Source organism: Phenylobacterium sp., from assembly GCF_030680185.1.
Taxonomy (GTDB): Bacteria; Pseudomonadota; Alphaproteobacteria; order Caulobacterales; family Caulobacteraceae; genus Phenylobacterium.
This window is the reverse complement of sequence record NZ_JAUXVZ010000052.1, coordinates 1-10201: the sequence shown is the minus strand read 5'-3', so window position 1 is coordinate 10201 and position 10201 is coordinate 1. Positions and strand designations below refer to the sequence as shown.

12 protein-coding genes and 1 tRNA gene are annotated in these 10201 nt (G+C 67.3%); 7 read left to right on the top strand and 6 right to left on the bottom strand.

The window, feature by feature from the left end; translation table 11 throughout:
* Nucleotides 1-28 precede the first annotated feature (28 nt).
* Complete coding sequence (gene rpoD, locus Q8L83_RS12125) at nucleotides 29-1957, top strand: RNA polymerase sigma factor RpoD (RefSeq protein WP_300575203.1); 1929 nt, start codon at nucleotides 29-31, stop codon at nucleotides 1955-1957.
* A 179-nt stretch (nucleotides 1958-2136) separates the two neighbouring features.
* Here the strand turns inward: rpoD and Q8L83_RS12120 are convergent, their stop codons facing one another.
* Entirely contained in the window at nucleotides 2137-3057 is a 921-nt protein-coding gene (locus Q8L83_RS12120) for a serine hydrolase (RefSeq protein ID WP_305287270.1), read from the bottom strand.
* A gap of 1 nt (nucleotide 3058) precedes the next feature.
* On the bottom strand, nucleotides 3059-3598 hold the full coding sequence (coaD, locus tag Q8L83_RS12115) for a pantetheine-phosphate adenylyltransferase (protein WP_305287268.1): 540 nt from the start codon (nucleotides 3596-3598) through the stop codon (nucleotides 3059-3061).
* 189 nt (nucleotides 3599-3787) lie between these two features.
* Here coaD and Q8L83_RS12110 point away from each other — a divergent pair, with 189 nt between their 5' ends.
* Nucleotides 3788-4411, top strand: coding sequence for a histidine phosphatase family protein (locus Q8L83_RS12110; RefSeq protein ID WP_305287266.1), 624 nt, complete (start codon nucleotides 3788-3790; stop codon nucleotides 4409-4411).
* 3 nt (nucleotides 4412-4414) lie between these two features.
* Here Q8L83_RS12110 and Q8L83_RS12105 read toward each other — a convergent pair whose 3' ends face one another.
* Nucleotides 4415-4642 carry a flagellar basal body rod C-terminal domain-containing protein gene (locus Q8L83_RS12105; RefSeq protein ID WP_304712380.1) on the bottom strand — a complete coding sequence of 76 codons (228 nt, stop codon included), beginning with the start codon at nucleotides 4640-4642 and terminating at the stop codon, nucleotides 4415-4417.
* Nucleotides 4643-4717: 75 nt separating this feature from the next.
* Nucleotides 4718-5338 (bottom strand): TIGR02466 family protein, encoded by a 621-nt coding sequence (locus Q8L83_RS12100; protein ID WP_305287264.1) that lies wholly within the window; start codon nucleotides 5336-5338, stop codon nucleotides 4718-4720.
* 96 nt (nucleotides 5339-5434) lie between these two features.
* Here Q8L83_RS12100 and Q8L83_RS12095 point away from each other — a divergent pair, with 96 nt between their 5' ends.
* Nucleotides 5435-5806, top strand: coding sequence for a hypothetical protein (locus Q8L83_RS12095; RefSeq protein WP_305287262.1), 372 nt, complete (start codon nucleotides 5435-5437; stop codon nucleotides 5804-5806).
* Nucleotides 5807-5850: 44 nt separating this feature from the next.
* Here the strand turns inward: Q8L83_RS12095 and Q8L83_RS12090 are convergent, their stop codons facing one another.
* On the bottom strand, nucleotides 5851-7086 hold the full coding sequence (locus Q8L83_RS12090) for a serine hydrolase (protein ID WP_305287260.1): 1236 nt from the start codon (nucleotides 7084-7086) through the stop codon (nucleotides 5851-5853).
* A gap of 101 nt (nucleotides 7087-7187) precedes the next feature.
* Between Q8L83_RS12090 and Q8L83_RS12085 the strand changes: the two genes are divergently transcribed.
* The 3 genes from Q8L83_RS12085 to Q8L83_RS12075 all read left to right on the top strand — a co-directional run bounded on the left by Q8L83_RS12085 (nucleotide 7188) and on the right by Q8L83_RS12075 (nucleotide 9079).
* Nucleotides 7188-8126 carry an alpha/beta hydrolase gene (locus tag Q8L83_RS12085; protein WP_305287259.1) on the top strand — a complete coding sequence of 313 codons (939 nt, stop codon included), beginning with the start codon at nucleotides 7188-7190 and terminating at the stop codon, nucleotides 8124-8126.
* Between the two features lie 132 nt (nucleotides 8127-8258).
* Nucleotides 8259-8615, top strand: a complete 357-nt coding sequence (gene panD / locus Q8L83_RS12080; RefSeq protein WP_305287257.1) for an aspartate 1-decarboxylase — start codon at nucleotides 8259-8261, stop codon at nucleotides 8613-8615.
* Nucleotides 8615-9079, top strand: coding sequence for a hypothetical protein (locus Q8L83_RS12075; protein ID WP_305287254.1), 465 nt, complete (start codon nucleotides 8615-8617; stop codon nucleotides 9077-9079). The genes panD and Q8L83_RS12075 overlap by 1 nt, the downstream gene beginning before the upstream one ends.
* A gap of 31 nt (nucleotides 9080-9110) precedes the next feature.
* Here Q8L83_RS12075 and Q8L83_RS12070 read toward each other — a convergent pair whose 3' ends face one another.
* The gene (locus Q8L83_RS12070) at nucleotides 9111-9860 is read right to left on the bottom strand and encodes an SIMPL domain-containing protein (protein WP_305287252.1); all 750 of its coding nucleotides are present in this window, start codon (nucleotides 9858-9860) and stop codon (nucleotides 9111-9113) included.
* A gap of 146 nt (nucleotides 9861-10006) precedes the next feature.
* Here Q8L83_RS12070 and Q8L83_RS12065 point away from each other — a divergent pair.
* Nucleotides 10007-10082: transfer RNA gene (locus Q8L83_RS12065), tRNA-Ile, on the top strand.
* Nucleotides 10083-10201 lie beyond the last annotated feature (119 nt).

Here is a 10201-nt window from a genome sequence, read left to right as displayed (position 1 = left end):
GAGGCGGCGGACCGAACCGGAGAATTCGATGAGCACCAATACGGCCGAAGCGGAAACGACCGAAGCCCAGACCAGCGATGGTCCGCTGCTCGACCTGACGGACGCCGCGGTCAAGAAGTTCATCAAGCAGGCCAAGACCCGCGGCTACGTCACCATGGACGAGCTCAACAAGGTCCTGCCGTCTGAAGAGGTGACCTCCGAGGCCATCGAAGACACGCTCGCCATGCTGTCGGAGATGGGCGTCAACGTTGTTGAGGCCGAAGAGGACGCCGAGGGCGGCGAGGTCGCGGTCCGCGAGGAGACGGCCGTCGTTGAGACGACCAAGGAGCCGGCCTACGACCGCACCGACGACCCCGTGCGCATGTATCTGCGCGAGATGGGTTCGGTGGAGCTGCTGTCGCGCGAGGGCGAGATCGCCATCGCCAAGCGCATCGAGGCCGGCCGCGACACCATGATCCGGGGCCTGTGCGAAAGCGCCCTGACCTTCGAAGCCATCATGGTCTGGCGCGAGGAGCTGGCCTCGGGCCGCATCCTGCTGCGTGAGGTCATCGACCTCGAACAGACCTATGGCGGCCAGAACACCGGGACCGAGGACACCGCCGAGGCCAAGCCCGAGCCGGGCGCCGAAGGCGGCGAGGCCAAGGCCGAAGGCGAGGGCGACGACGACGACGACGATTTCGACGACGGCGCCGGCCCCACCATCAGCGCCATGGAGGCCGAGCTTCGCGATGGCGTCATGGAGACCCTCGACGCCATCGCCTCGGAGTTCGACTCCTTCCGCCGGCTGCAGGAAAAGCTGGTCGCCAAGAAGCTGGCCGGCGAGGACCTGGGCGATTCCGACCGCAAGGCCTTCGAGGCCGCGACCACGGTCATCGTCCAGCACCTCAAGACGCTGAAGCTCAACAACAACCGCATCGAGGCCCTGGTCGAGCAGCTCTATGCGATCAACAAGCGCCTGATGGGCCTGGAAGGCCGCCTGCTGCGTCTGGCCGATTCCTACGGCATCAGCCGGGTGGAATTCCTCAAGGCCTATTTCGGCGCCGAGCTCGATCCCGCCTGGACCGACAAGGTCAAGGAACTGGGCGTCCGCTGGACCAAGTTCACCGAGAACGACGCCGGCCAGATCAGCGACATCCGCACCGAGATCGCTGCGCTCGCCACCGAGACCGGCGTGGCCATCGACGACTATCGCCGCATCGTCCAGACCGTTCAGAAGGGCGAGCGCGAGGCCCGTCAGGCCAAGAAGGAAATGGTCGAGGCCAATCTTCGCCTCGTGATCTCCATCGCCAAGAAGTACACCAACCGCGGCCTGCAGTTCCTGGACCTGATCCAGGAGGGCAATATCGGCCTGATGAAGGCCGTCGATAAGTTCGAATATCGCCGCGGCTACAAGTTCTCGACCTATGCGACCTGGTGGATCCGGCAGGCGATCACCCGCTCGATCGCCGACCAGGCCCGGACCATCCGCATCCCGGTGCACATGATCGAGACGATCAACAAGATCGTCCGCACCTCGCGCCAGATGCTGCACGAGATCGGCCGCGAGCCGACGCCGGAAGAACTGGCCGAAAAGCTGGCCATGCCTTTGGAAAAGGTCCGCAAGGTCCTGAAGATCGCCAAGGAGCCGATCAGCCTCGAAACGCCCATCGGCGACGAGGAAGACAGCCACCTGGGCGACTTCATCGAGGACAAGAACGCCATCCTGCCCATCGATGCGGCCATCCAGTCGAATCTGCGCGAGACCACTACCCGGGTGCTCGCCTCGCTGACTCCGCGGGAAGAACGCGTGCTGCGCATGCGCTTCGGCATCGGCATGAACACCGACCACACCCTCGAAGAGGTCGGCCAGCAGTTCAGCGTCACCCGCGAACGGATCCGCCAGATCGAGGCCAAGGCGCTCCGCAAGCTCAAGCACCCGAGTCGGTCGCGGAAACTCCGCAGCTTCCTCGACAGCTAAGACCTCAGAACCCCGCCGGAAACGGCGGGGTTTTTCGTGGGCGGCGTCCGGTCGTCTGGAAAAGACGGGACACGAAGACCACAAAGCAACGCGAAGGACACGAAGACGAGGCGGCCGCGCCTTTGTCTGCCACCTGTACTTGCCCTCGCGACCGTAAGGGCCGCACCAGAAGTTCGCCGCTATCGAAGCGCCGCGATTGCGGCCGCGGCGTTTGTTGCGATGGCGGCCTCGATGCTGGTCACCCCTTCGAAGGGGTGATGGGCGCGCGTAAACACAGCCACGGCGAAGGCGCGGCCGTCAGCGTGTGTGATCACCCCGGCCTCGTTGCGGACCCGTCCCGTCAGGCTCCCGGTCTTGCCGGCGACGACAGCGCCGTCGGGAAGAGCGCGGCCCAGGCGGCTGCTGACCTGTTGCGCCATGACGGCTCGCACGCTGGCGCAGGCCTCCGGCGTCGTCGCCTCATCCCGCCAGACTGCGCGCAAAAGGTCGGTCATCTCTCGGGGGGTAGAGCGATTTGTCCGCGTCGGATCGAAGGCGGCGGCGGCGTCGACCCGACCTGGATCGTTGCTTTGCGCCAGCGCGGCCTTGCCGAGGTGGCCCGACCGGGCGGCGGCCAGATGGGCGTAGTCGGAAAACCCGATATCGAGGGCCATCTCGTCGAACATGGTCCGCAAATCGTGCACGATGACGCTGTTCGAGCAGCCACAGGCGCGCAGACGCGCGTTAACCTGGTCCAGCCCCACCCGGGCCAGTAGCAGGTCGGTCGCCGCGTTGTCGCTGACGCTCATCATCTGGAGGCAGAGATCCCGCCAGGAGAGCGTCACCGGGTCGGAGAAGATGGACAGACCTGTCGGGCCGGCGGTGAGGGATTGGGGGTCTAGCTCCAGGCGTTCAGCGGGGTCGATAAGGCCGGCGGAAACCTGCGCATAGAATTCCAAGGCGATGAAAATCTTGAACACCGAGGCGAGGACGACCGGTTGATCCGGGTGCAAGCTGAGTTCAGCGCCGCTTTGCAGATCAAGAGCATGGAGTGCGGCGTCACAGCCGGCCTCTTGAAAGCGGCGGGCGATCACGCCGGCGGCTTCGGCCAGCTCTGGCATCTCAGGCCCTCGTTCCATCAGCGGCCACCGCCCCAGCCCGCCGCGCGCGAAAGGCCGCCTCGACCGAGGGCATGACCAGCCAGCTGATGTCTTCGCCGACCGATTCCAGCTCCTTGGCGGTGCTGGAGGAGATGTGCAGGAACTGGGCGTCGCAGATGAAATGGACCATCGGGATCGAGGGATCGAGCCGCTCGGCCAGGCCGTGGAGATTGAATTCCTCGTGGAAATTGGTGGCCTCGCGCAGGCCCCGCACGATGTGGGTGGCGCCGATGTCGCGGGCATAGCGGACGAGGCTTTGGCGGGCGTATTCGCCGACCTCCAGCGATTGGCCGAGGATCGCTTCGGCGTCCGGCCAAAGGTCCAGGACGGAGCTGCGAATGAGCTCGGTGCTCTGCTCGACGCTGAAGGCCCGCTGCTTCCTCACATTGGTCCCGACGGCGACGTGGACCGCGTCGAAGGTGGTGAGCGCCTTGCGGATGATGTCGAGATGGCCGCGGGTTACGGGATCGAACGAGCCCGCATAGAGGGCCTTCGTACGCATCGCCTTGTTCAACTGCATCGCAACACCTGTGGGCCAGGGGCGTAGCCTCCGATGACCGGTCGACCGATGCAAGGCGGGTTATTCGCCGAAGCGCACAGGCGCCCGAATGTCCGCTCGATCCGGGTGGTCGGGAGACTGGCGCGAGGCGCGGCTTTGTCGCAAACAGGCGCGCCCCAGCAAGAGCGCGTCATGGCCCAGATCCTCTTCGTCACCCACCCCGAGGTCGTCATCGATCCGGATGTCCCGGTGCCCCGCTGGCCCCTGTCGGCCAAGGGTAGGGCGCGCATGGAGGCCCTGGCCGAGGCGCTTGCCGGCCTGCGGGTTCGCGCCGTCTGGTCCAGCGATGAGCAGAAGGCGATGGATGGGGCTGAAATCCTGTCGGAACGGCTGCAGGCGCCCCACCATGTGGACGCCGCCCTCGGCGAAAACGACCGCTCGGCCACCGGCTACATCGCCCCGCCGCGGTTCTGGGAGGTGGTGGCCGAGTTCTTCGCCCATCCCGATGTGAGCGTGCAGGGCTGGGAGACCGCCCGGGACGCCCAGAGCCGGATCCTGGCGGCGATGGGGCGGGTGGCGGACGAGGCTCAGTCCAGCCTCACCGTCGTGGTGTCCCATGGGGGCGTCGGGCAGCTACTGACGGCCGCCCTGCAGAACGTCGCGATCGGACAGGAGGCCAAGTCTCCAAATCCCAGCGGCGGCGGCTATCTGCTGCTCGAAACCTCGCCCCTGCGGCTGGGGGGCGACGGCTGGGGCGATATCGATACGATCACGACCGAGCCCGCCTGGGCCAAACTGGCCGCGGGCGGGGCTTGAGGCCTAGCGACGTTCCTGAAGGCGCAGCAGGGCGTCCCACATGTCCTGAGCCGCGCCGATGGTGGCGAGGTTGGCCTTGAACTGGTGCTTGGCCGTGATCTGCTCGACGGCCTCCTGCTCATAGCTGGTGGTCGAGCCTTCGACGCCCATGGTGGCGGTTCGCTGGGCGGAGGCTTCAAAGCGGCGGCTGGCGGCGAGCATGCCGTAGCTGGCGGTGGCGATCGGGTCCATGAGCGGGTTCTCCTGCCGCATGAGCCTGCGCCCCAGGCGGTTAAGGCCCCGCTTGCAAGGATGGTGAACGCCGTTCTACCGCCAGCCGTAGTTGAAGCTGATACTGATCCGCGGCGTCTTGGCGGCGTTGGCCGGCACCTCGTGACGCAACCAGCTCTCCCACATCAGGATCGTGCCGGGCTCGGGCTGCAGATAGACGAAGCTGCGCTCGGCCTCCGGCGCATCGGCCAGGCGGGGCGGGGCGGCCATCATCAGGGGCAGGCGGGGATCTTCCAGCTTGAGCGCGCTGGCGCCAGGCGGGGTGCGCACATAGACCGTGCCCGACAGCACGCTGTGGGGATGGATGTGGCCGCTGTGGCCGGCGCCGGGCTTGAGCAGGTTGACCCACAGGCTGTCGAGCTTCAGCCGGCGCGCGCCGAGGTCGAGGTTCAGCCCCTGGGCGTAGGCCCTGGCGTGGCGGTCGAGTTTCGACTTCAGGGTTCCGAACACCGTCGCCCGCTGCGGAAGGTCGTCCAGGGAGGCGTAGGAGGTATAGCCCCCATAGGCGTTGGCCCGGCTCCAGGCGCGACCGGCGGCGTCCTCGGCCGCCAGCATCTGCACGGCCTCGTCCAGCTCGTCATTGAAGGCGGCGAAGTCCCGCTCTTCGGCGAGGCTCGCTTGATAAATCTGGGTGACGAAGAGGGGGCGCAGGCTCATGGTCGGGCGCATACATCAGGCCAGCGCCGAGGGGAAGCCAGAGGCCTGAAACACGCCATATTTCCGTGGCTTATGGCAGGTCTGGAGGATAATAACATGAAAAGCGTCTCTCTTCTGGCTGGTCTCGCCGCCCTCGCGATCGCCGGCGCGGCCCACGCTCAAAGCCACGGCGATCACGCCGGCATGAGCCACAGCAATCCGCCCACCAAGACCCAGATCTGTCTCGATGTCAGCGGCGGCCTGTTGCCGGTGGTCTGCAAGGTGCCGGCCAGCCGCCTGGATAAGCGCGAGGATATCTGCACGTGTCCGCAGGGCATGCGCACCGACGTGGCCGTCTGCGGCCCCGGCCAGGACGCGCCGCCCGAAAACAACGCCCTCTATGCGGCCCGCCGCGAAGCCGGCCGTGACGGCAGCCTGCTGGGCGACATGTTCCAGGGCAAACCCATCTGCGTGGCGCCCCGCGGCTAACCGGTTCAGCCCCGCCGCCTCATCGAGGGGCGGGGCTTGAGACCTCAGTTGGACAGGGCGCCGTAGACCATCTTCTGAAACACCGGCAGGGCGGCGCGGCCACCCATACGCTGGCCCGTGGCCAGCTGCGCCGCCGCCTCTGGGCCAAGCGGCATCGAGTTCTGGATCAGATAGATCAGCACCATCTCGGCCTGCGGATCGGCCTGCCACCAGGTGCCAAAGGCGCCCGGCCAGCCAAAGGCGCCAGCGTTGCCCGCCCCCATCCAGGCCTGCTTGACCGGATCGGTGATCATCGAGACCCCCAGGCCAAAACCCTGGCCCATCCAGAACGGGATGCCCATGAAGGGAATCTCCTTCTGGGCCGGGGTCAGCCGATCGGTGGTCATCATCTCCACCGTCTGGGCCTTCAGCAGCCGCACGCCATCGACCTCGCCCTTGCCCAGCATCAGCCTGGCGAACTTCAGATAGTCGTCGGCGGTGGACACCAGCCCGCCGCCGCCCGCGGCGAAGGTCGGCGGCGCCTGATAATAGGGGAAGGGGACCTCCTCCATGGCGTCGGTCTTGGGATTGATCCGGTAGAGCTTGGCCGCCCGGTCCAGCTTTTCAGGCGGCACATGGAAGGCGGTGTCGCTCATGCCGAGCGGCGTAAAGACGCGATCCTGCAGAACCTGGTCGAAGGGCTTGCCCTCGATGCGCCCGATGATGAAGCCGAGCACGTCGGTGGCGTGGCTGTAGTGGAACCGGTCGCCGGGCTGGAAGGTGAGGGGCAACGCGCCCAGACGCTTCATCCATTCGTCGGGCATATGCGGGGTGCCGAGCGCGGGCCCGAGCGCCTCTTCGTGGGCGTGGGCGATCGGACCCATGGAGGTGAAGCCATAGGCCAGGCCCGCGCGGTGGGTCAGCAGGTCTTCGATGGTGATGTCCCGCGCGGCCGGGACGGTGTCGTCCAGCGGGCCGGTGGGCGAGGCCAGGACCCGCATGTCGGAAAATTCCGGCGCCCAGCGGGTGATCGGGTCGTCCAGCTTCAGCCGACCTTCCTCCATCAGCATCAGGGCCGCCACCGAGGTGATCGGCTTGGTCATGGAGGCGATGCGGAAAATGGTGTCGCGGGTCATCGGCTTGCCGCCGGCGATATCCCGATGACCGACGGTGTCGACGCGGACCACCTCGCCCTTGCGCCAGACCAGGGTGACGAAGCCCGCCAGATCGCCGGCGTCCACCACGCTCTGCAGGGCCGGGCCTATGGCCTCAAGACTGTTTGAGGAAAAGCCGCCGTCCATTTGTTTCGTCCCTTCGTAGCGTTCTTGTATGTCCTGCTCTTCCGCCATACCGCCGGGCGCGCAGGCCTGCGTCAAGCCGAACCCGGAGCCAAAGCCCGCCCATGACCCTGCCCCCTATCGCGCCCGTCCTCGCCGTGCTTGGGCTGGCGCTCACCCTGTGCGCCTGTTCGCCCCTGACCGCCTTCGCCACGCTCACGCCCACCGACCCCGCCAGCCGCCAAGGCCAGGGCCTGGCCTACGGGGCGGAGCCTCGCCAGAAGCTGGACGTCTATGCGCCGGCCGGAGGCGCAGAGGCCGCGCCGGTGGCCATCTTCTTCTATGGCGGATCGTGGACCGACGGGCGGCGGCAGGACTATGGCTGGGTCGGCCGGGCCCTGGCGGCCGAGGGCTTCCTGGCGATCAACCCCGACTATCGCCTCTATCCCGAGGTCACCTATCCGGACTTCCTCACCGATGGCGCCCTGGCCGTGGCCTGGGCGGTGGACAACGCCGCCCGCTATGGCGGCGACCCTCAGCGGATCGTGCTGATCGGACATTCGGCCGGCGCCTACAACGCCATCATGCTTGGCCTCGATGACAGCTATCTGCGCGACGCCGGTGTCGATCCTGCGCGTATCCGGGCCGTCGCCGGCCTGGCCGGTCCCTATGACTTCCTGCCGCTTGAGGGGCGGACGACCCAGGCCGTCTTTGGCGCCGCCGGCGATCTTGCCGCCACTCAGCCGGTTCATCAGGTGCGATCGGGCGCGCCGCCGGTCTTCCTGGCCACCGGCGACAGCGACACCGTGGTCCTGCCGCGCAACACCGAGGCGCTGGCGAACGCTCTGCGCCAGAACGGGGTGACGGTGGAGACCGAAATCTATCCAGACCTTGGCCACGCCGGCGTCCTGCTGGCCCTGTCGCGGCCCCTGCGCGGCCGGGCCCCGGTGCTGGAGGAGATGACCGCCTTTCTCAAGGCGCAGGCCCGGAATGGGCCTGAGGTCACGGTTTCGGTTGCAGCGCCCAAAAACGCCGAGCCCTTGCCCGGTCGGGGCTTACCCTAGGGCGCCCTTGGGGAAGGCTGTTGCAACGCCGCAATTGAACCGGCGGGTTGAAATGCGTATATGCCTTTTCCCCATCGGCCTTCGGGCTGCCGGGCCTGTCAGTTCTCGTGAACGCAAGGACGCCCTCCGCCCATGCTGGTCACCCTTATGAAGGCCAAGCTTCACCGCGCCACGGTGACCCAGGCCGACCTGGACTACGAAGGCTCCATCGCCATCGATCGCGATCTGCTGGACGCCTCTGGCATCCTGCCGCACGAGCAGGTGGATGTGCTGAACATCACCACCGGCGCCCGCTTCACCACCTACGCCATCGAGGCGCCTCGGGGCTCGCGGGTGATCGGCGTCAACGGCGCCGCCGCCCGTCTGGTCCAGAAGGGCGATAAGGTCATTGTGGTGACCTACGGCATGCTGCCGGAGGAAGAGGCCCGCAACTACGCCCCCACCGTCGTGCTGCTGGGCGACGGCAACGAGATGAAGCAGGCGGCCTGATGGCCCGCTGGCCCGCCGCGATCTCCCTCACGGCGGCCGCCCTGCTGATCTTCGCCTGCGCGCCGGCCGGCCCCGAAGGGGTCGACACCTCGATCCTCGACCGCGAAATCGGCCAGCGGATTGGCGACCCGTCCACCTGCGTGCTGATCGCCGAGCGGGCCTCGGGCAAGATCGTCCATCGCTACGGCACCAACACCGTGTGCGCGCGCACCTATCCCGGTTGCCAGGATCAGCCGGCTCGGACGGTCGAAGGCCTGCTGAAGAGTCTTGGCCCCGCGGCGGAGGCTGTGGCCAGCAGCTGTCCCACGGCCACCGACGGCTCGCGCAGCGTCGGCTGGGCGGCGGGGCCTGTGGCGGGCCGCGACCTGGTCTTCGCGGCGGTGATGGAAGGTCAACGCGCCCTGCCGGGCATGATCATGACCGATCGTCTGGCCAGCGCCTTTTCCGCCGCCGGCCTGGAATAGGCCTCCGCCCCGAAGGGCGAAGGCCAGATCTTTAGCGGCTCAGTTCATAGAGACCCGAAATATCCACCCGCACGGTCAGCTCGCCGCCGGACATCGGTGTGGAGTCCTTCATGCTCTCGTTGCGGGCCATGGCCATGTAGGGCATGGGCGGCTGCGGGGCCGAATAGCTGGCGCCTTCGCTCAGGGTGACCAGCCGGCCGACCCGATGGCCGGTGGCCTGGGCGTAGAGCTGGGCCTTGGCCTGCAGATCACGGACGGCGGCCTGGCGGGCCTGGTTTTCTGCCTGGCTCCGGTCGTTCAGGCCGAAGCTGATATTGTTGATCTGGTTGGCGCCGGCGTTGACCGTGGCGTCCACCGCCGAGCCCAGACGAGCCAGGTCGCGCACCTTGACGGTCACCTGGTTGCTGGCCTGATAGCCCCGCAGGCGCGGCGGCTGGTTTTCCACATAGTCGTACTGGGCCGACAGGTTCAGGTTCGAGGTCTGGATGTCCCGGCTCTCGATGCCGGCCCGATTGAGGGCGGTCATCACCCGGGTCATCTGCTGGGCGTTGGCCTGCATGGCCGCCTGCGCCGTCGGCGCCTCGGTCTGAACGCCCAGGCTGATGGTCGCCATGTCGGGCGCCACGTCCACCTCGCCGACGCCGGACAGGTTCAGGGTGGTGGCGCGGAACATGGAGTCGGCGGCCGGCGCAGCGGGCGCGGGCGCGGTCTGGGCCAGGGCGGCAGGCGCCAGGGCCGCGAGGCTCAGGCTCAGCACGCCGGCGCGCAACAGGGTCTTCATCGAAATCTCCAGTCCATTTGAAACTTGACCATAGGCCACAGCGGAAAGCGCCGCGACGGCCTTCGCGTTCCACCCTCGCAAGCTGAACCTGAACCGGAGCTTTAAGCCGCGTGCAGCCCATGCTAACCGCAGGCCCTCCGCTGATGGGGCCTGTAGCTCAATGGTTAGAGCCGGCCGCTCATAACGGTCTGGTTGCAGGTTCGAGTCCTGCCGGGCCCACCAGCGCCTGTTCTGCAGGATTGCGGGTCAACCCGCGAGCCAGATCGGCGGTGCTCTGGGGCATTTGTCGAGGTCTGGATCGATGGACAGCTCCCAACCGGCGGAACGGTTCTCGCTGATGG